Raw genomic sequence first — 20,580 nt, 5'->3', positions numbered from 1 at the left:
AAGGGCGGAAAGGTGAATAAGCGTCAATGCAAATAATGAATGCGCATACAATCCACAAACAAACAAACAAACAAACAAACAAACAAACAAAGATCAGCATATCAAACAAATAAGCACACAACTTTAAAAACCAATACCCCCCCTACGGCAACTCCCCCTCAACCCGATCCCGCCCGGCCATCTTGGCCGCATAAACCCCAGCATCAGCCCGCAACAACAAGGCATCCGCCCCCTCCCCATCCCGCCACCCCGCCACCCCAAAGCTCGCCGTCACCCGCCCAACCCCCTCCACCGGCACCTCGCGCACCCCATGCCACAATTTAAGCGCCAACAACCGCGCCTGCTCGGCATCACTCCCCGGGCACAGCACCATGAACTCCTCGCCCCCCAACCGGCAAAACACATCGGTGCGCCGCAAACGCTGCCCGATACGCTGGCACAGAGTACGCAACACCAAATCACCCACCGCATGCCCGTACTGGTCGTTGATGCGCTTGAAGTGATCGATGTCGAGCATGATCACCGCCAGCGCCAGCCCATCGCGCCGCGCCCGCTCCAGCTCGCTGCCAAGCCGGTCCTGGAAATAGCGCCGGTTGTGGATGCCGGTCAGGGCATCGGTGACCGACAGCGCCCGCAACTCCTCCTCCACCCGCTTGAGGTCGGAAATGTCGGTCAGATAGCCGTGCCAGAGCGTACAAGCGTGCTCGCCGATCTCTGGCGTAGCCTCACCACGCACCCAGCGCAGCCCAGCCCGCGGCAGGCATACCCGGTACTCCTCGCGCCACGGCGTCAGGTGCTCGGCTGAATAGCGCACCGACTGGCGCACCCGCTCCAGATCATCAGGGTGAATGCGCTGGAACACCACCGTGGCATCCTCGCGCAACAAGGCCAAGTCGACCTCGTAGATGTCGTGCAGGCCTTGGCTGGCATAGGGGAAGCACGAATGGCCGTCGGCATCCAGGCGGTACTGGTAGATCCCACCTGGCACCTCGGCGCTGAGTTTTTCCAGCAGCCGGTCACGGGCCGCCAAGGCCTCGTGCACCCGGCGCCGCTCGGTGACGTCGATGCAGATCGCCAGGTAACCCACCCACAACCCTTGCTCATCGAGCACCGTTGTAACCAGCATGTTGGCCAGCAGGTGGCTGCCATCCTTGCGCACCAGGGTCCAGTCAACCGGCTGCGTGCCGCCCTCGCGCACGGTTTCGGCGAACATCGCCTGACCAGCGCCGATCTCCCGGCCATAGCGCAGGCTCAGGGTATGGGCGCGGCGGTGCAGCTCTTCAGGCTGCACCAGATCCTCCAACGTGAGATGGCCCAGCGCCTCGCCGGCCGAATAACCCAGCATGCGCTCGGCACCGGCGTTGAAGGTGCTGACCACCCCCTTCAGGCTGGTGGCGATGATCGCCACCTGGGTCGCGGCATCGAGCACGCTGCGTAGCTGGTTATGGGTCTCGCGCAGCGACTGTTCACTGACCCGCAGCTCAGCGGTACGCCGCGCGACCAAACCGAGGGCGCGCTGGCGCTGGCTGAACAGGCTGTACAGCAATGTCGCCAGCAACAGGCTCAGCAAGCCACCGAAAATACCAACCACCGCCACCGCCGAAGAGCGGTTGGCCTGCAGAAAGTCCACGCTGGGGCGGATATCCAGCTGGAAATGATGATCGGCCAGGTGCAACAACTCGCTGCTGACCAGGCTCAGGGCCGCCGGCTGGTTTCCCGAATCGAACAGCACTTCGTGGGCGCCGCCGCTGGACAAGTCATAGATACGCACCACCAGGTCATCATCAGCCTCGGTGGGCAGGCTTTCATTGATCAGCTGTCGCAGGCTCAGCAACGCCATCACGTAGCCGCGGGGCACTGCCCCCTCGGTTGCCGGCTCACTGAACACCGGGGCGACAATCAGCAGCCCGCGGCTGTAACCGGGCTCGACGTTGAGCATGTCCAGCGGTGCCGACACTGCCATGCTGCCAGGGCTCAGCGCACGGGCCAGGGTCGCCGCCCGCAGCGGCTGGCCGCGCAGGTCAAACCCGATGGGTTGCGGCTGCTGGCTGGTGGCCTGGGTGTAGAGGATGGGGTAGTACAGATCACGCGCCGCGGCCGGCTGCCAGGTACCGTCAGCGCTGCGGTCGCGAATGCCGTAAGGCATCTGCAGGCGCTCGCTGGACGCGCGCTCGAACGCCACGCGCTGGCTGCCTTCGACGCGCGGCGCCCAGGAAAACGCCTGGGTACGGCGCAGCAAAGGGCGGGCGAAGCCTGCGAATTCGCTGGGGGTGACTTCGTTGGAATAGCTGAAAAAGCGGCGCAGCCCGTCAAGACGCTGCTCCTGCTCTTCGAAACGCTCGGCGATGCGGCTGTAGCGCTCGCCGGCCAGCAACTCGAAACGCTGGCGCAGTTGCTGCTTGTAGAAGGTTTGGGTGGCAATGGCCAGCGCGCCGGTGAGTAGCCCACCGGCGACCAGTGCGGCCAGGGCAACCCCCCAGGCCGACAGCTCGTCACCGAGCTGCGCCAACAGCTTTGCAGGTACCTTCCACATAGAGGACTCTCAGCAACTTCAGCTTCAGCGTCCTGCGAATGGTTCAGCCCTGTATTGCTTTATAGCCAATGGCCAGCAGCGGCGCCACCCTCTTCGACGATCAGCGCAGGCGCAGCTGCCAGGCGCGGTGGATGCGGTTGTTGCGGGCGAAGTCCGGGTCCAGGGTCTGGGCGCTGATCTCCTCCACCGCGTAGCGCGCCGCCAGGTGCTCGTCGAGCTGGAACTTGCGGAAATTGTTGGAGAAATACAGCACGCCCCCCGGCGCCAGACGGGCCATGGCCAGGTCCAGCAGCTCGACATGGTCACGTTGCACGTCGAACACCCCCTCCATGCGCTTGGAGTTGGAGAAGGTCGGCGGGTCGATGAAGATCATGTCGTAGCTGTCGGTGGCGTTCTGCAGCCAGGCCATCACGTCGCCCTGCTCCAGGCGGTTGCGCTCGGAGAAGCCGTTCAGCGCCAGGTTGCGCCGCGCCCAGTCCAGGTAGGTCTTGGACAAGTCGACACTGGTGGTGCTGCGCGCACCGCCCTTGGCCGCGTGTACCGAGGCCGTGGCGGTGTAGCAGAACAGGTTGAGGAAGCGCTTGCCCTCGGCTTCGCGCTGGATGCGCATGCGCATCGGGCGGTGGTCGAGGAACAGGCCGGTGTCCAGGTAGTCGGTGAGGTTGACCAGCAGCTTGACGCCGCCCTCGTTCACCTCCTGGAAGCGCCCTTCAGTGGCCTGGCGCTCGTACTGGCGGCTACCGCTTTGGCGCTCGCGGCGCTTGAGCACCACACGCTGCGGGTCGACGCCCAGGGCCTGGGGGATCGCCGACAAGGCATCGAGCAGACGTGCCTGGGCCTTGTCCGGGTCCACCGAGCGGGGGGCGGCGTATTCCTGCACGTGCACCCAATCGTGGTACAGGTCGACTGCCAATGCGTACTCGGGCATATCGGCATCGTACACGCGGTAGCAATCGACCTTCTCGCGGCGGGCCCACTTGCCCAGCTGCTTGAAGTTCTTCTGCAGGCGGTTGGCGAACATCTGTGCGCCTTCGGACAACCGCGCCGGCTCGCTGGCCACCGGGGCCTGGCGGCGCGGCTCGCTGTCGGTGGGCTCCACCGCGCCCTGACGGCGCTCGCCGGTAACGAACTGGTCAGGCTGCACCTTGAACAGCAGCAGCTTGCACGGCAAGGCGCCGTTCCAGAACGCGTACTGCTTGTGGCTGCGGATACCCATGCGCTTGCCCAGCTCCGGGGCGCCGGTGAACACCGCCGCTTCCCAGCCCAGGCAGGCCTGGCGCAGGCGCTCGCCGAAGTTCTGGTAGAGGTACAGCAGGCTGGCTTCATCACCCAGGCGCTCGCCGTACGGCGGGTTGCTGATCACCAGGCCTTTCTGGTTCTGGTCCGGGCGCGGCTCGAAGCTGGCCACTTCGCCCTGGTAGATCTTCACCCAGTCGCCCAGGCCCGCGCGCTCGACGTTGTTGCGCCCCGGCTGGATCAGCCGCGGGTCGGCCTCGTAGCCGCGAATCCACAGCGGCGGCTTGGCAAGGCCGGCCTGGGCACGGGCCTGGGCCTCGTCATGGACTTTGCGCCACAGCGCCGGCACATGGCCGAGCCAGGCACTGAAACCCCAGCGCTCGCGCTTGAGGTTGGGGGCGATATCGGCGGCGATCATCGCTGCTTCCACCAGGAAGGTGCCCACGCCGCACATCGGGTCGGCCAGGGCGCCACCTTCGGCGGCAATGCGCGGCCAGCCGGCACGGATCAACACCGCGGCCGCCAGGTTTTCCTTCAGCGGTGCAGCACCTTGCTGCAGGCGGTAGCCACGCTGGTGCAGGCTGTGGCCGGACAAGTCGAGCGAGAGGATGGCCTCGCCGCGGTCCAGGCGCAGGTGCACGCGCACATCCGGGTCGAGCTTGTCCACCGACGGGCGCAGGCCTTCGCGATTGCGCAGCTTGTCAACGATGGCGTCCTTGACTTTCAGCGCGCCGAAGTGGGTGTTGTCGATGCCCGAGCCATGGCCGCTGAACTCCACCGCCAGGGTGCCGTCGGCAGCCAGGTGGTCGGCCCAGTCGACCGCTTGCACGCCGTCGTACAGGTCGTCGGCGTTCTTCATCGAGAAGCGCTTGAGCACCAGCAGCACGCGGTTGGCCAGGCGCGACCACAGGCACAGGCGGTAGGCGGTTTCCATGTCGGCGTCGCCGCGAATGGCCGAGGTGTGTTCACGCACCTCTTCCAGGCCCAGGTTGCGGGCTTCCTCGGCAAGCAGGCCTTCCAGGCCTTTGGGGCAGGTGAGATAAATTTCGAAACGGTCCGACATGAGTTTTCCAGAGCCTTTGGCTAGGTCAGTGGCAGGCCGACGCATCGGCTGCCGAAGTTTTCCCGCACACCTTTTTTGCAGGCGCCCGGGTGGCCGGCGAAACGCTCGCCGGGCCTGGCCACCGGGCGAGTCAAGCCTTCGCCTGGTGGCAGAATGGCTTTGATCGTCCGGCAGTATGAAAATTTCCTCGCTTCAGGGTGCGGGGGTGACCCTTCGTCGCATGAGCAATTATTACCGCCATCAACCGGCGACGCTGGCCAATTGACGTCAATGTTGATCAAACCCTGATCATAGCGGGCTCAACGGCAAACAAGGTTCAGTCGCATTTATTTACTTATCCCCTCACCCTATGAAAGGTTACGTCCTTATGACAAATCGATCATTCACACTGTGACGCGCATTCGTTAGAACTGGTCTCAGGCCGCTTCGCAACGAGGCGGCACTTTCAGCCCGCGACGCCGGCAGCGGGCGCATACCGGCAGAACGATTCTGCCCGGCCTCGTAGAGGCCGACGGGACATTACAGTCAACAAGTGAGGGCAACACCCTATGAGAAGACTTAAGCGTGATCCGTTGGAAAGAGCATTTTCACGTGGCTACCAGTATGGAGTCACCGGCAAATCCCGCGAACTTTGCCCATTCACCTTGCCATCTGTCCGCCAAGCCTGGATCAACGGCTGGCGCGAAGGCCGCGGCGACAACTGGGACGGCATGACCGGCACCGCTGGCATCCATAGACTCAACGAAAATCACGCCGTTGGCTGAACGAGGACACTGAATTCGAGTCACCATGCGCGCCCCATCCGGGCGGCGGGCTACGGCCCAGGGGGCCCCAGGCGGGGCCCCTTTTTTATTTCTCTGGCGTGCACGCCCTTGTAGGAGCCGGCTTGCCGGCGATCACCGGCAAGCCGGCTCCTACAGGTCCCCACAATGCCGTCGACTCAGCGTTTCATCGCCGCAATTGCATCCACCGACTCGCGAATCAGCGCCGGCCCCTTATAAATGAAGCCCGAGTAAATCTGCACCAGGCTCGCACCGGCAGCGATCTTCTCGGCGGCATGGCGGCCTTCGGTAATGCCACCGGCTGCGATAATCGGCAACTTGCCGCCCAGCTCACCCGCCAGCACCTTCACCGTGTGGGTGCTTTTTTCCAGCACCGGCGCGCCCGACAGCCCGCCTGCTTCACCGCCAAACGGCAAGCCCTCGACCCCTTCACGGCCCAGGGTGGTATTGGTGGCAATCACCGCATCCATGCCCGACTCCAGCAGCGCAGCTGCCACCAGCGCGGTCTCCTCGTCACTCATGTCCGGGGCAATCTTGATCGCCAGCGGCACGCGCTTGCCATTGGCGCTTGCCAGTTGCTCACGGCGTTCGGCCAGGGCATCCAGCAACTGCTTGAGCGAGTCGCCGAACTGCAGCGAACGCAGGCCCGGGGTGTTGGGCGAGCTGACGTTGACGGTGATGTAGCTGGCGTCGTTGTAGACCTTCTCCAGGCAAATCAGGTAGTCGTCCTGGGCACGCTCCACCGGGGTGTCGAAATTCTTGCCGATGTTGATACCCAGCACGCCGGTGTAGCGCGCCGCACGAACACGGGCCAGCAAGTGGTCGACACCCAGGTTGTTGAAGCCCATGCGGTTGATGATTGCAGTGGCTTCGGGCAGGCGGAACAGCCGTGGCTTGGGGTTGCCCGGCTGCGGGCGCGGGGTGATGGTGCCGATCTCGACAAAGCCGAAGCCCAGCTGGGCGAAGCCGTCGATGGCCGCGCCGTTCTTGTCCAGGCCCGCGGCCAGGCCGACCGGGTTGGCGAAGTTCAAGCCCATGACGTTCACCGGCAACGCCGCCGGCTGCTTGCACAGCAGGCCGTTGAGGCCCATGCGGCCTCCGGCGCCGATCAGGTCCAGCGACAGGTCGTGGGAGGTTTCCGGGGAGAGCTTGAACAGCAGCTGGCGGGCCAGGGTATACATGGGCGGGCGGACTCGCGGTGTGTGAGGGGGCGATTATAGCCAGCGCATCGTCGGTGCGACAGGGCCCTGGCACATGGGTTGCTTCGTAGGGTTTGTACGAAAAGTCGCCGAGCGGCGATCAGGCAAGGCGAAAACAGGCGAGGAACGGTCGGAGTCGCGCTCGACTTTACGGGTTGTAAATGAGCATTCCGACCGGGCTGGCGCACCAGCCTGTTTTCAACGCAGCATGATCGTCGCGCAGGCACTTTTCGTACAAAGCCCAGCACCCATGCCGCCTTTGCAAAATGCCCCGAGGTCCTACGTGAATACCCCCCTCCCGACAACACCTTTGGCCTGGGTCAACGGCAGCGACGCACCGGAAAAGCCCAGCCTGGACATCGGTTTCATGGCCCTGAGCGACTGCGCCTCGGTGGTGGTCGCCGCCACCCAGGGCTTTGCCCAGCAACAGGGCCTGACGCTCAACCTGCGCCGCCAGGCCTCCTGGGCCGGGCTGCGCGACAAGCTGGTGAGCGGCGAGCTGGACGCCGCCCACTGCCTGTACGGGTTGGTGTACGCCGTGCAGTTGGGCGTGGCCGGCGGGCCGGCCAGCGACATGGCCGTGCTCATGGGCCTGAACCAGAACGCCCAGGCCATCAACCTGTCCCCTGCCCTACAGCGCAAGGGCGTGACCAGTTCCGAGGCACTGGCGCAGCAGGTGCACCAGGGTGGTGCGCGGTTGACCTTCGCCCAGACCTTCCCCACCGGCACCCATGCCATGTGGCTGTATTACTGGCTGGCCAGCCAAGGCATCCACCCGCTGTTCGACGTCGACAGCGTGGTGGTGCCACCGGCGCAGATGGTCGCCCACCTGCAGGCCGGGCGCATCGACGGTTTCTGCGTCGGCGAGCCGTGGTCGGCCGATGCCGTCGCCCAGGGCCAGGGTTTCACCCTGGCCACCAGCCAGTCGATCTGGCCAGACCACCCGGAAAAGGTGCTGGCCTGCGCCCGCAGCTTCGCCGAGCAATACCCCAACAGCGCCCGCGCGCTGATCAAGGCAATCCTCGCCGCCAGCCGCTTCATCGAGAGTAACGACGAAAACCGCCGCAGCACCGCCCAGTTGCTCAGCGCCAATGCCTACCTGGACACCGCCGCCAGCACCATCGAGGCGCGCCTTTTGGGTAACTACCAGGATGGCCTGGGCCACCACTGGCACGACCAGCACCCGCTGCGCCTGTTCGACCAGGGCCGGGCCAACCTGCCCTATCTTTCTGACGGCATGTGGTTCATGACCCAGTTCCGCCGCTGGGGCATCCTCCGTGACGACCCGGATTATCTGGGTGTAGCCCGCCAGGTGCAGCAACTGGCCCTGTACCGCGAGGCCGCCGAGGCGCTCGACGTGCCCTGCCCCGAGCAGGCGATGCGCAGCAGCCTGCTGATCGACGGCAGCCGTTGGGATGGCAGCGACCCACACGCCTACGCGCGCAGCTTCAGCCTGCACGCCCTCGATGCGGCGCCGTGCGCCCGCGTAAACCACTGAGGGCCCGAACATGCTGCGTATCCTGCTGATCGATGACACTGAGAAGAAGGTCGGCCGACTCAAGGCCGCGTTGATCGAGGCCGGTTTCGAAGTGATCGAAGCCACCGGCCTGACCATCGACCTGCCCGCTTGCGTCGAAACGGTGCACCCGGACGTGGTGCTGATCGATACCGAGTCACCCGGACGCGATGTGATGGAGCAGGTAGTGATGGTCAGCCGTGACCGCCCAAGCCCGATCGTGCTGTTCACCGACGAGCACGACCCTGGGGTGATGCGCCAGGCGATCCAGGCCGGAGTCAGTGCCTACATTGTCGAAGGCATCCATGCCGCACGCCTGCAACCGATACTCGACGTGGCCATGGCCCGCTTCGAGAGCGACCAGGCGCTCAAGGCCCAACTGCTGGCCCGCGACCAGCAACTGGCCGAGCGCAAACGCATCGAACAGGCCAAGGGCCTGCTGATGAAGATGAAGGACTGCAACGAGGAGCAGGCCTACACCCTGATGCGCCGCCAGGCCATGAGCCGCCAGCAGAAGCTGGTACAGGTGGCCGAGCAGATCATTGCCATGTCCGAAATGCTCGGCTGAACTTGCCCCTGTAGGAGCCGGCTTACCGGCGGTCACCGGCAACGCCGGTGCTATCCAGCGTGGTGGGTTCATCGCCGGCAAGCCGGCTCCTACAGAGGTCAGCACACACAGCAACAACATTGGCCCGCCTCTTGCTCAGTCAAACCCCAGGTAGCCAACGGCGGTTGCCCCAAAATCCCGACAAAGACGTCGCTCCCCCTTCCACACCTGTGGACCGGGCAGCGGCGTCTTTTTCGTTTCCGCCCCTGCGTTGCACGCCGAACGAGGTGTTCGATGAATACGAGCTTCTGGAAATCCGGGCATGTGCCCACGCTGTTCGCCGCCTTCCTTTATTTCGACCTGAGCTTCATGGTCTGGTACCTGCTCGGCCCCCTGGCGGTGCAGATTGCCGCCGACCTGCAACTGACTGCCCAACAGCGGGGCCTGATGGTCGCCACGCCGATTCTGGCAGGCGCCATACTGCGCTTTGTCATGGGCGTGCTGGTGGACCGCTTGTCACCAAAAACTGCCGGGCTGATCGGCCAGGTGATCGTCATCGTCGCGCTGGCCTGCGCCTGGCACCTGGGCGTGCGTACCTATGAGCAGGCGCTGCTACTGGGCGTGTTCCTCGGCGTCGCCGGTGCTTCGTTCGCCGTGTCGTTGCCGCTGGCCTCGCAGTGGTACCCGCCGCAGCACCAAGGCAAAGCCATGGGTATCGCCGGTGCCGGCAACTCGGGCACGGTGTTCGCCGCGCTGCTGGCTCCGCTGCTGGCAGCGGGCTTTGGCTGGAACAACGTGTTCGGTTTTGCCCTGCTGCCGCTGCTGCTGACCCTCGCGCTGTTCGCCCTGCTGGCGCGCAACGCCCCACAGCGCCCCAAGCCCAAGGCCATGGCCGACTACCTCAAAGCTTTGGGTGACCGCGACAGCTGGTGGTTCATGTTTTTCTACAGCGTCACCTTCGGCGGCTTCATCGGCCTGGCCAGTGCCCTGCCCGGCTACTTCAGCGACCAGTACGGCCTGAGCCCGATCACTGCCGGCTACTACACCGCCGCCTGCGTGTTCGCCGGTAGCCTGATGCGCCCGCTGGGCGGCGCCCTGGCCGACCGCTTCGGCGGCATCCGCACCTTGCTGGCGATGTACAGCGTGGCGGCCCTGTGCATCGCTGCAGTCGGTTTCAACCTGCCCAGCGCGGCGGCGGCCCTGGCCTTGTTCGTCAGCGCCATGCTCGGCCTGGGTGCCGGTAACGGTGCGGTGTTCCAGCTGGTACCGCAGCGTTTTCGCCAGGAAATCGGCGTGATGACCGGGCTGATCGGCATGGCCGGCGGCATCGGTGGTTTCCTGTTGGCAGCCGGCCTTGGCACCATCAAGCAGCACACCGGTGACTACCAACTGGGCCTGTGGCTGTTCGCAAGCCTCGGCGTGCTGGCCTGGTTCGGCCTGTATGGGGTCAAGCAGCGCTGGCGCACCACCTGGGGCTCGGCGGCGGTCACTGCGGCGCGGGTATGAGCCTGCGCCTGAGCTTCGCCCAAGCCACCGCCACCGGCCCGCGGGAGGAAAACCAGGACGCCCTGCGCCTGGTCACCCCCGCGCCGGAACTGGCCGCCAGCAAAGGCTACCTGTTCGCCCTTGCCGACGGCGTCAGCCAATGCGCCGATGGCGGGCTGGCGGCACGGGCCAGCTTGCAGGCTTTGGCCCTGGACTATTACGCCACCCCCGCCACCTGGGGGGTGGCCCAGGCCCTGGACAAACTACTGCTGGCGCAGAACCGCTGGCTACGCGCCCAAGGCAATGGCCAACCGCTGCTCACCACCCTCAGCGCCCTGGTGCTGCGCGGCCGGCGCTTCACCCTGGCGCATGTCGGTGATTGCCGCGCGTACCGCTGGCACGACGGGCGCCTGCAGTGCCTGAGCGAAGACCATGTATGGGACCAGCCAGGCATGCAGCATGTGCTCAAGCGTGCCTTGGGCCTGGACCAGCACCTGCTGGTGGACTACCTGGACGGCGAGCTGCATGAAGGCGAGCGCTTCGTGCTGCTGAGCGACGGCGTGTGGGCCTGCCTGGGCGACCAGCGCATCCACAGCATCCTGCGCGAACACCCCGACCTGCAGGAGGCGGCAAACACCCTGGTAGCGACCGCCCACCACAGTGGCAGCCAGGATAACGCCAGCGCATTGCTGGTGCAGGTCGACGGCCTGGGTGCCGGCAACCTGGGCGACACCTTGGCGCAATTGCAGCACTGGCCACTGCCCGGCGCCCTGCGCGAGGGCCAGGCGATCGATGGCTGGCGGGTCGACGGCGTGCTGGCGCAGAGCCGCCAGTCGCTGCTGTACCGGGTACGCGACCCGCAAGGCCAGGCATGGCTGCTCAAAACATTGCCTCTGGCCCGTGAAGACGAACCCGGCGCGGCCCAGGCGTTGCTGCTGGAAGAATGGTTCCTGCGCCGGGTCGCCGGCCGCCACTTCCCCGAAGTGCACCCGGCCAGCCAGCGCCAGCACCTTTATTACCTGATGCGCGAATACCCCGGTGCGACCTTGGCCGGTCAGCCGCCGTTGCCATTGGCGCAATGGCTGGAAGTCGCCCGCCAGCTGCTGCAGGCAGTGGGCGTGCTGCACCGGCGCAACCTGCTGCACCGCGATATCAAGCCGGACAACCTGCACCTGGGCAGTGATGGCCAGCTACGCCTGCTGGACTTCGGGCTGGCCTACTGCCCGGGGCTTTGCGAGGATCAGCCCCACAGTTTGCCAGGCACCCCGTCGTTCATTGCCCCGGAAGCCTTCGATGGCCTGCCGCCCGGGCCGCGCCAGGACCTGTACGCCGCAGGCGTCACCCTTTATTACCTGCTGACCGGCCATTACCCCTACGGCGAAGTCGAGGCGTTCCAACGGCCGCGTTTCGGCACAGCGGTCGACCCTGCGCGGTATCGCCCGGACCTGCCCGAGTGGTTGCAGTGCAACCTGTTGCAGGCCGTGGCAGCGGACCCGGCGCAACGCTTCGAAACAGCCGAGCAGTGGTTGTTGCTGCTGGAGCGAGGGGACCGCCAGGAGCTGGCGGAGCGGCCACGGCCGTTGCTGGAGCGCGAGCCGCTGAAGGTGTGGCGCACGCTGGGGTTGCTGTCGTTGCTGTTGAATTTGGTGTTGTTGCTGATGCTGATCAAGCACTGAAATCAGCCCCCCTGTAGGAGCGGCCTTGTGTCGCGAAAGGGCTGCGTAGCAGCCCCGGCGATCTTGCATGATGCGCAAATCCTGGGGCCGCTTCGCAGCCCTTTCGCGACACAAGGCCGCTCCTACAGGGGGGAGAGAACTGCCCGCTGAGAAATCGCAGGCAAAGAAAAACCCGGCCGAGGCCGGGTTTTTCGTCAAGCTTCAAACCAATTACTTGGCCTGGGCTTCTACCTGAGCTTCTACGCGACGGTTAACGGCGCGGCCAGCTTCGGTGGCGTTGTCGGCAACCGGACGGGTCTCACCGTAGCCAACCGAGTCAACACGGTTGGATTCGATGCCGTACTGCTGGGTCAGGACCTGCTTGACAGCATTGGCACGACGCTCGGACAGCTTCTGGTTGTAAGCATCTGGGCCGACGGAGTCAGTGTGACCTTCCACGGTGGTGGTGGTCTGTGGGTACTGCTTCATGAAGTCAGCCAGGTTCTTGATGTCGCCGTAGCTGTTTGGCTTGACGACCGACTTGTCGAAGTCGAACTTGACGTCCAGCTCAACACGAACGACTTCGGCAACAGCCGGGCAGCCATCGGCGTCAACGGTGACGTTGGCCGGGGTGTCCGGGCACTTGTCGACGTTGTCGCAAACGCCGTCGTTGTCGCTGTCGGAGCAGACTTCGGCTACTGGAGCAGGAGCAGCTTCGGCGTGCTTCGGGCTACCGCCGAAGTTCAGGCCAACACCAACGCTCGGGGCCCACTCGGTGTCACCCTGGTCGATGTTGTACTGGGCTTCAACGCCGGCACGGGCGTAGAACATGTCGGTGATGTACCACTTGGCGCCAGCGCCAACATTGGCGAAGGTCGACTGGTTACGACCGCCACGGCCGGTCTGGCCCAGGGACTGGTGCGAGAAACCTGCCGATACGTACGGACGGATGGCGTCGTACGGGTTGTTGAAGTGGTAAACGGCGTCCAGGGCGGTGTTCGAGCCCTTGATGTTCTTGCCGTCGTCGCCACGAGCGTTGTGTACTTCGTCGTAGCCCAGACGCAGTTCAACGTCGTCGGTCAGGAAGTAACCGATCGAGCCGCCGAACAGGTTGCCGTCGTTTTTGAAGTCGCGCTGGCTGTCGAAGAATTCTTTCTTGTAGAAGCCTTCGACCTCAACGGCGCCTTGACCTTGTGCCAGAGCGCCGAACGAAGCGGCAGCTACAAGCGAACCAATGGCCAAGCCCAAGGTGTTTTTCAATTTCATCCGTTAAATCCCCATCTGGTGATAGTTAAGCAGTCCCACCAAAATCCGGGGGACAACTCGACGGCAAGTCTAGCAGAACTCGCCGGTTCGTTAGAGATATTTGCTGGCCACTAAGTTTCAGTCAGGCCTGCAAATTTCTCGCGAAGCTTGTCGAGCGCACGCTTGTAACGCATTTTCGTGGCGCTCAGGCCCATGTGCATGATGTCGGCAATCTCCTGGAATTCCAGCTCCGCGACAAATCGCAGCACCAGGATTTCACGGTCGATCGGGTTCACGTGCACCAGCCATTTATCCAGCCCGCCTTTTTCTTCAGGCTTAGGTGCCTTGTCCTCGGACGCCTCTTCGACAGGGTCCAGGCTCAGGGCATCCATCAGCCGTCGCTTGCGACGCTCCTTGCGGTACTGGGTGATGCATTCGTTGTAGGTGATGCTGTAGAGCCAGGTTTTGAACTTGGATTTGCCCTCGAAGTTCTTCAACCCGTACAGCACTTTCAGCATCACCTCCTGACAGACATCGTCGGCATCGCGGTCGTTCCCCAAATAACGCGCACAGACGTTGAACAGCGTGCGCTGGTAGCGCCGCATGAGCTCTTCATAGGCGCGGGTAACGTGAAACAGCTCCTCATGCGAACGCGCCACCAACTCCTCGTCGGTGAGTGCTCGGGGGTCGTAGCGCATGGGCGGCGAGTGGTCTTTGTTCAAACGGTTCAGGCCGACAGTCAGGTCAATGTCGCCGCTCGGCCCGTCGGGGCCGAATTTTGCGGCGGCATACATTAACAGCTTTTGCTCGCTCAGCGGCTACTCACGCGCTGCTCGAGCAATACACGGTTGGACAGCGACACCAGTTCGCCCTCATCGGTCAGCAGCACGGTCTTGACCGTGCCGATCTCCTCGATATGGCCTTCGACCTCGCCAATCTGCACGTGCTGGCCTACCTGGTAGAGTTCACGCACGTAAATGCCGGCCAGAATTTGCCCGGCAATTTCACGGCTGCCCAGGCCCATGGCCAGCGCAACGGCCAGACCAACGGTAATCAAGCCGATGACGATCACGTGGTTGAGCAGGTCGGTCTTGACCTCCAGCTGGCTGATCGCCACCGAGATGGCGATGATGATCACCAGCCCCTGAACGATACGCCCCAGGCCCGCCGAATACTCAAGGCCAATGCCTTCGGCAGCGCCGCGGGTCAGGCCGTTGGCCACCTGGGCCAGCAGCACGCCGGCCAGCAGCACCAGCGCTGCGCCGAACACTTTGGGCAGGTACAGGGCAAGCATGTCGAGCGTGGCCGAAACCCGCTCAAGGCCGAGGGATTCGGCCGCAGAGACGAGGAAGATCAGCAGCACGAACCAATAGACGATCTTGCCGATCAGGGTCGAGATCGGCACCTGGATGCCGACCCGGGCCAGCATTTTGGTCAGCCCGGTGCCGCTCATCAGGCGGTCCAGGCCAAACTTGGCGAGCAGTTTCGACAGCAGGGTGTCCAGCAGCTTCGCCACGACGAAGCCCAACAGCACCACCACCAGCGCGCCGAACAGGTTGGGGATGAAGTTCGCCACCTTGGTCCAAAGGGCAGTCATGGCGGTGACCAGACTCTGGGTCCAGAGATCGAGTTCCATATTCAATCGGCCTTATCTACAGTGCTGCCAGCGGCAGGTTTGCGGGTAGCGTTGCGTCGCACCGGCGCGACATGCGCCGAGCCATTGTTGACGGCAATCAGCAGCGCCTGGCTCCAACGGCCAAGCAGGCTGAACAGATCGCCCGCGCCCACCTGGCGGTTGGCGGTTTTCAGCACGCGACCCAGGCAGGCGGCGTCGTCACGGTCCTGGCCGGACGGCGACGCCTTGAGCAGGTCACGCAGGGATTCTTCGAACGGATCGTGCATGTGCACCTCACGCAGTGTCAGTCAGAGACGAGGTGGCCGGGTAATCGGTCACACATTGCCCACGGGCACATGTTTCAAAATCGATCAGTGCCCGCGAAGAGGCCGGCACAGGCAGGCTATCTATACCCACCGCAACCTGCGGAACAACCACCACTGCCCCACTGCCAGCCCCAGCACGATCAGGCTGGCGAACAAGAAGCCATACGGGCTGCTCGAGCCCGGAATCCCGCCCACGTTGATCCCCAGCAAACCGGTGACGAAGCTCATGGGCAAGAAGATGCAGGTGATGATGCCGAAGCGGTACATGGTCCGGTTCATCCGCTCGCTGCGCCGCCGGTCCTCGCTCTCCAGCACCAGTGCGGCGCGCTCGCGGGCCAGCTCCAACTCTTCGAGGTAGCGGATCAGGCTGTTGTTCAGCTCGTTCCAGTAGTCGCCGTCAGGGTCGGCGAACCAGCTGCACTTGTTGCGCGACAGCTGTGCGTAAATGTCCCGCTGCGGTGCCAGAAAGCGGCGCAGGCCGGCAGCACGACGGCGTATCTGCTGCAAGCTGCCATGCTCGGGCGTATACCGCTCGTCGGTTTCCACCTTCTCTTCTTCGTCGTCGACGGCCTCGGAAAGGTCGCTGACCAGCGCCTGGACCTTTTCAGTCAGCAGTTCACCCATCAACAGCAACAATTCAGAGGCCGACTTCGGCCCCCTGCCCTCCTCCAGTTGCTGCAACACCTCGTCACTGGCGCGCAACGGCCGCAGGCGCAACGAGATCACCCGCCGCGCCTCGGCAAAGATGCGTACCGAGACCATGTCTTCGGGCTCGGCACCGGGGTTGAGGTTGACCCCGCGCAGGAACAAAAGCATCTGCTCGTCGGCCATCTGCAACAGGCGCGGGCGGGTGTTCTCTTCCAGCAGAAGGTCACAGGCAAACGCACTCAGGCCACTGTCCTGCAGCAGCCAGGTGCGGGTCTGCGGGTGGCTGCGGTCCCAGTGCAGCCACAGGCTTTCTAGGGCCTGCAACTGCAGGCCGTCCAGCTCGGTGCGGGCGATGGACCGTGCGCCGCCCTTGCCGTCGAGCACCAGAGCATGCACCAGGCCCCACTGCGCGTTGTCTTCCTCGAACATCAAAGCTCCATCAGCGCACGGGGCGCGTCACTCCGGCATTGTCAGCGGGCTTGGCGAGACGATCACGCCGTTATTGTCGGCATAGAGGTATTCACCCGGGCGGAAGGTCACGCCGGCGAAGGTCACCGCGACGTTCAAGTCACCGATGCCACGCTTGTCGGTCTTCAGCGGGTGGCTGGCCAGGGCCTGCACACCGACGTCGGTCTGGATCAGCACGTCGACGTCGCGCACGCAGCCGTAGATCACCAGGCCTTCCCAGCCATTCTTGGCGGCCTTTTCAGCGAGCATGTCGCCCAGCAGCGCCCGGCGCAGCGAACCGCCGCCGTCGACCACCAGCACCTTGCCCTTGCCGTCGAGCTCGACCTGCTCTTTGACCAGCGAGTTGTCTTCATGGCACTTGATGGTGACGATCTGGCCACCGAAGGAGTCGCGGCCACCGAAGTTGCTGAACATGGGTTCGAGCACCTGTACCAGGTCCGGGTAGGCGTCGCAGAGGTCGGGCGTTACGTAATGCTGCATGGGAAGCTCCTGTCAGTCACAACGAAAGCGGATGTGAGGGCAAGGCTACACCGCCAGGGCACGGCAGTCATCCGGGACCAGGCAGTCAGTTTGGTGTTTGCCAGTGCCGCCCTCTTCGCGGGCAAGCCCGCTCCCACAGGATTTGCACAACCCTGTGGGAGCGGGCTTGCCCGCGAAGAGGGCCGCTCAGGCCACCGCCACCGGCTCAGCCACCACGGTCGACGGATGCACCGCCACCTGCGGCTCGCTCAGCCAGCGCGCCACCAGCGGCCACACCTGGGCCTGCGCGGCCTTGCTGACCAGCATGTCGACATGCCCGAAGGCATCGAAACCTTCCTCGCGCCCCAGCCGCAAGAACTGCTTGCTGTCGCCACCAAACTGCTCGAACAGCTTGCGACAAGCCCATACCGGGTCCTGGAAGTCACCCGCGCCGGCCACCGCCAGCAGCGGCACCTCGACCTCTGCCAGGCCCGCCCACCAGTCACTGTGCTTGTCGCCAAAGCGGCCGAACAGGCCGTTCCAGCGCAGGCTCTCCAGCGCCAGGCCAATCGGCTCGTCTTCCGGGCCGCGCTTGAGCCGGCTGCCGGAAATCTGCGCGAAGCGCTTGAGCAGCAGCTTCGCGCCCCAAGCCACCGGCGGCACTTTCAAGGGCCAGTAAACCCGGCTGACCTGGGCGCCGAACAACGCAGCGCTAGCCACCCGCTGCGGCTCCAGATAACCGCCGCCCAGGGCAGCGGCGAGCGTGGTGCCGCCCAACGAGTGGCCCAGCCAGTGTGGCGCCTGGCCGGTTTGCTCGTGCACGAAGGCACCGATTACCGGCAGGTCGTAGCGGGCATAGTCGGCCACCTGGTTGTGGCGCCAGTCGCGATTGCGCGGCGACAGGCCGTGGCCGCGCATTTCCGGGACCCACACATCGAATCCGGCGCGCACCAGGTAGGCACCAAGGCCGATGCCCTTGGGCGAGAACCAGAAGCGCCGGTTGGAAAAACTGCCATGCAGGAGAATGACCGGCACGCCCTGGGCGCGGCCCTGGTCGGCCAGGCCCAGGCGGGTAACGGCGATTTCGACGCTGGCATCGGGGCTGTTGCCGGCTTTGATCCGGTAGACGTCTTCGCTGAGGTCGCCGCGGCGCTCGGCACTGAGCAACGCGACGGGGAATTGGGTGCTGCTGCTTTGCATGGGTTCACAAACAAACTGGAAGTGTAGATGTGAGAGCGGGCTTGCCCGCGATTGCGTCCGGCCAGACTACCTAAGTGTCTTTGCCGACGCCATCGCGGGCAAGCCCGCTCCTACAGGGTTTCATGCCAGAGCGCGAGTGGCGCCCCGGCATGGGTACATCAGGCCGCGCCCTGGCCCTCGGCCAGGAAGAACCAGGTCTCGAGCACCGAGTCCGGGTTCAGCGACACGCTCTCGATGCCCTGCTCCATCAGCCACTTGGCCAGGTCCGGGTGGTCCGACGGGCCCTGGCCGCAGATGCCGATGTACTTGCCGGCCTTGTTGCAGGCGGCAATGGCGTTGGCCAGCAGCTTCTTGACGGCCGGGTTTCGCTCATCGAACAGGTGGGCGATGATGCCCGAATCGCGGTCCAGGCCCAGGGTCAGCTGGGTCAGGTCGTTCGAACCGATCGAGAAGCCGTCGAAGTATTCGAGGAACTCTTCGGCCAGAATGGCGTTGGACGGCAGTTCGCACATCATGATCACACGCAGGCCGTTGTCGCCACGGGCCAGGCCGTTCTCGGCGAGCAGGTCGACCACCTGGCTGGCCTCGCCCAGGGTGCGCACGAACGGCACCATGATCTCGACGTTGGTCAGGCCCATTTCGTTGCGCACGCGCTTGAGCGCACGGCACTCGAGCTCGAAGCAGTCACGGAACGACTCGCTGATGTAGCGCGAAGCACCGCGGAAGCCCAGCATCGGGTTTTCTTCTTCCGGCTCGTACAACTTGCCGCCGATCAGGTTGGCGTATTCGTTGGACTTGAAGTCCGACAGGCGCACGATGACCTTTTTCGGGTAGAAGGCCGCAGCCAGGGTGCTGATGCCCTCGACCAGCTTCTCGACGTAGAAGCCGACCGGGTCGTTGTAGCCGGCGATGCGCTTGTCGACGCTCTCTTTGAGCTCCGGCGGCAGGCCTGCGTAGTTCAGCAGCGCCTTGGGGTGCACGCCGATCATGCGGTTGATGATGAACTCCAGGCGCGCCAGGCCCACACCTTCGTTGGGCAGTTGGGCGAAGTCGAAGGCACGGTCCGGGTTACCGACGTTCATCATGATCTTGAACGGCAGGTCCGGCATGGCGTCCACCGAGTTCTGGCGGATGTCGAAGCCAAGCTCGCCTTCGAAGATGTAGCCGGTGTCGCCTTCGGCGCAGGACACCGTCACGCCCTGGCCATCCTTGAGCACCTGGGTGGCGTTGCCGCAACCGACCACGGCCGGGATGCCCAGCTCACGGGCGATGATCGCCGCGTGGCAGGTACGCCCGCCACGGTTGGTGACGATGGCGCTGGCGCGCTTCATCACCGGTTCCCAGTCCGGGTCGGTCATGTCCGACACCAGCACGTCGCCCGGCTGCACCTTGTCCATCTCGGACACATCGTTGATCACGCGGACCTTGCCGGCGCCGATGCGCTGGCCGATGGCGCGGCCTTCGACCAGCACGGTGCCCTTCTCTTTAAGCAGGTAGCGCTCCATCACATTGGCGCTGGCGCGGCTCTTCACCGTTTCAGGGCGGGCCTGAACGATGTACAGCTTGCCGTCGTCACCGTCCTTGGCCCACTCGATGTCCATCGGGCGCTGGTAGTGCTGCTCGATGATCATGGCTTGCTTGGCCAGCTCAACGACTTCGTCATCGCTCAGGCAGAAGCGCGCACGCTCGGCACGGTCGACCTCGACGGTCTTGACCGAACGACCGGCCTTGGCTTCTTCGCCATAGACCATCTTGATCGCCTTGCTGCCCAGGTTGCGGCGCAGGATGGCCGGGCGGCCGGCCTGCAAGGTGTTCTTGTGTACATAGAATTCGTCAGGGTTGACCGCACCCTGCACCACGGTTTCGCCCAGGCCGTAGGCGCCGGTGATGAACACCACATCGCGGAAGCCCGACTCGGTGTCCAGGGTGAACATCACGCCGGCGGTGCCGGTTTCGGAGCGGACCATGCGCTGCACGCCGGCCGACAGGGCGACCAGCTTGTGGTCGAAGCCCTGGTGCACGCGGTACGAGATGGCGCGGTCGTTGAACAGCGAGGCGAATACTTCCTTGGCCGCACGGATGACGTTATCGACGCCGCGGATGTTGAGGAAGGTTTCCTGCTGGCCGGCAAACGAGGCGTCCGGCAGGTCTTCGGCGGTGGCCGAGGAGCGCACGGCCACGGCCATGTTGTCGTTGCCGTTGGCCATTTCGGCGAAGGCGGTGCGGATCTCGGCGTCCAGGCGCGCCGGGAACTCGGCTTCCATGACCCACTGACGGATTTGCGCGCCGGTCTTGGCCAGGGCGTTGACGTCGTCGACATCCAGCGCGTCGAGCGCGGCGTGGATCTTGTCGTTCAGGCCGCTCTGCTCGAGAAAGTCGCGGTACGCCTGAGCCGTAGTGGCAAAGCCGCCCGGCACCGATACGCCGGCGCCGGCAAGATTACTGATCATCTCGCCCAGGGATGCGTTCTTGCCCCCCACATGCTCCACATCATGGACGCCGAGCTTATCGAGGGAAACTACGTACTCTACCAAGGTGATCTCTCCACTAACTGTGTTGGAAAAGCTCAATGGCACCCGCCTGTCGACTCTGCGACTGGGCCG

At 64.4% G+C, this 20,580-nt stretch carries 16 protein-coding genes; 5 read left to right on the top strand and 11 right to left on the bottom strand.

Annotated elements, in window-relative coordinates; genetic code table 11:
- Positions 1 to 142: 142 nt before the first annotated feature.
- A complete protein-coding gene (locus KSS94_RS08330; protein ID WP_217842523.1) occupies positions 143 to 2,533 on the bottom strand; it encodes a sensor domain-containing diguanylate cyclase in 2,391 nt (796 codons plus the stop codon).
- 100 nt (positions 2,534 to 2,633) lie between these two features.
- The gene (gene rlmKL / locus KSS94_RS08325) at positions 2,634 to 4,832 is read right to left on the bottom strand and encodes a bifunctional 23S rRNA (guanine(2069)-N(7))-methyltransferase RlmK/23S rRNA (guanine(2445)-N(2))-methyltransferase RlmL (RefSeq protein WP_217842522.1); all 2,199 of its coding nucleotides are present in this window, start codon (positions 4,830 to 4,832) and stop codon (positions 2,634 to 2,636) included.
- Positions 4,833 to 5,380: 548 nt separating this feature from the next.
- On the opposite strand from rlmKL, the gene rmf reads away from it, so the two are divergent.
- The gene (rmf, locus tag KSS94_RS08320; protein ID WP_023533691.1) at positions 5,381 to 5,596 is read left to right on the top strand and encodes a ribosome modulation factor; all 216 of its coding nucleotides are present in this window, start codon (positions 5,381 to 5,383) and stop codon (positions 5,594 to 5,596) included.
- 176 nt (positions 5,597 to 5,772) lie between these two features.
- Here rmf and KSS94_RS08315 read toward each other — a convergent pair whose 3' ends face one another.
- Positions 5,773 to 6,795: a quinone-dependent dihydroorotate dehydrogenase gene (locus KSS94_RS08315; RefSeq protein ID WP_217842521.1), complete on the bottom strand. Its 1,023-nt coding sequence runs from the start codon at positions 6,793 to 6,795 to the stop codon at positions 5,773 to 5,775.
- 268 nt (positions 6,796 to 7,063) lie between these two features.
- Here KSS94_RS08315 and KSS94_RS08310 point away from each other — a divergent pair, with 268 nt between their 5' ends.
- From KSS94_RS08310 to KSS94_RS08295, 4 genes are all read left to right on the top strand, one after another.
- Positions 7,064 to 8,311: a CmpA/NrtA family ABC transporter substrate-binding protein gene (locus KSS94_RS08310; RefSeq protein WP_217842520.1), complete on the top strand. Its 1,248-nt coding sequence runs from the start codon at positions 7,064 to 7,066 to the stop codon at positions 8,309 to 8,311.
- 10 nt (positions 8,312 to 8,321) lie between these two features.
- Positions 8,322 to 8,897 carry an ANTAR domain-containing response regulator gene (locus KSS94_RS08305; protein ID WP_217842519.1) on the top strand — a complete coding sequence of 192 codons (576 nt, stop codon included), beginning with the start codon at positions 8,322 to 8,324 and terminating at the stop codon, positions 8,895 to 8,897.
- 273 nt (positions 8,898 to 9,170) lie between these two features.
- Complete coding sequence (locus KSS94_RS08300; protein WP_217842518.1) at positions 9,171 to 10,382, top strand: nitrate/nitrite transporter; 1,212 nt, start codon at positions 9,171 to 9,173, stop codon at positions 10,380 to 10,382.
- The gene (locus tag KSS94_RS08295) at positions 10,379 to 12,037 is read left to right on the top strand and encodes a bifunctional protein-serine/threonine kinase/phosphatase (protein ID WP_217842517.1); all 1,659 of its coding nucleotides are present in this window, start codon (positions 10,379 to 10,381) and stop codon (positions 12,035 to 12,037) included. The genes KSS94_RS08300 and KSS94_RS08295 overlap by 4 nt, the downstream gene beginning before the upstream one ends.
- 210 nt (positions 12,038 to 12,247) lie before the next feature.
- On the opposite strand, the gene KSS94_RS08290 is transcribed toward KSS94_RS08295, so the two are convergent.
- From KSS94_RS08290 to ppsA, 8 genes are all read right to left on the bottom strand, one after another.
- On the bottom strand, positions 12,248 to 13,282 hold the full coding sequence (locus KSS94_RS08290) for an OmpA family protein (protein ID WP_217842516.1): 1,035 nt from the start codon (positions 13,280 to 13,282) through the stop codon (positions 12,248 to 12,250).
- A 110-nt stretch (positions 13,283 to 13,392) separates the two neighbouring features.
- Positions 13,393 to 13,959: an RNA polymerase sigma factor SigX gene (sigX, locus tag KSS94_RS08285; protein ID WP_196146931.1), complete on the bottom strand. Its 567-nt coding sequence runs from the start codon at positions 13,957 to 13,959 to the stop codon at positions 13,393 to 13,395.
- A 113-nt stretch (positions 13,960 to 14,072) separates the two neighbouring features.
- Positions 14,073 to 14,897, bottom strand: a complete 825-nt coding sequence (locus tag KSS94_RS08280) for a mechanosensitive ion channel family protein (protein ID WP_217842515.1) — start codon at positions 14,895 to 14,897, stop codon at positions 14,073 to 14,075.
- A 2-nt stretch (positions 14,898 to 14,899) separates the two neighbouring features.
- Entirely contained in the window at positions 14,900 to 15,163 is a 264-nt protein-coding gene (locus KSS94_RS08275; RefSeq protein WP_217842514.1) for a CrfX protein, read from the bottom strand.
- Between the two features lie 120 nt (positions 15,164 to 15,283).
- A complete protein-coding gene (gene cmaX / locus KSS94_RS08270) occupies positions 15,284 to 16,279 on the bottom strand; it encodes a divalent cation transporter CmaX (protein ID WP_217842513.1) in 996 nt (331 codons plus the stop codon).
- Between the two features lie 27 nt (positions 16,280 to 16,306).
- Positions 16,307 to 16,798: a ribonuclease E activity regulator RraA gene (rraA, locus tag KSS94_RS08265; RefSeq protein ID WP_217842512.1), complete on the bottom strand. Its 492-nt coding sequence runs from the start codon at positions 16,796 to 16,798 to the stop codon at positions 16,307 to 16,309.
- A 186-nt stretch (positions 16,799 to 16,984) separates the two neighbouring features.
- On the bottom strand, positions 16,985 to 17,977 hold the full coding sequence (locus tag KSS94_RS08260) for an alpha/beta fold hydrolase (protein WP_217842511.1): 993 nt from the start codon (positions 17,975 to 17,977) through the stop codon (positions 16,985 to 16,987).
- A 158-nt stretch (positions 17,978 to 18,135) separates the two neighbouring features.
- Positions 18,136 to 20,511 carry a phosphoenolpyruvate synthase gene (gene ppsA, locus KSS94_RS08255; protein WP_217842510.1) on the bottom strand — a complete coding sequence of 792 codons (2,376 nt, stop codon included), beginning with the start codon at positions 20,509 to 20,511 and terminating at the stop codon, positions 18,136 to 18,138.
- Positions 20,512 to 20,580 lie beyond the last annotated feature (69 nt).

It is taken from the genome of Pseudomonas fakonensis (assembly GCF_019139895.1).
GTDB lineage: Bacteria > Pseudomonadota > Gammaproteobacteria > Pseudomonadales > Pseudomonadaceae > Aquipseudomonas > Aquipseudomonas fakonensis.
This window is presented reverse-complemented; position numbering and strand designations above follow the sequence as displayed.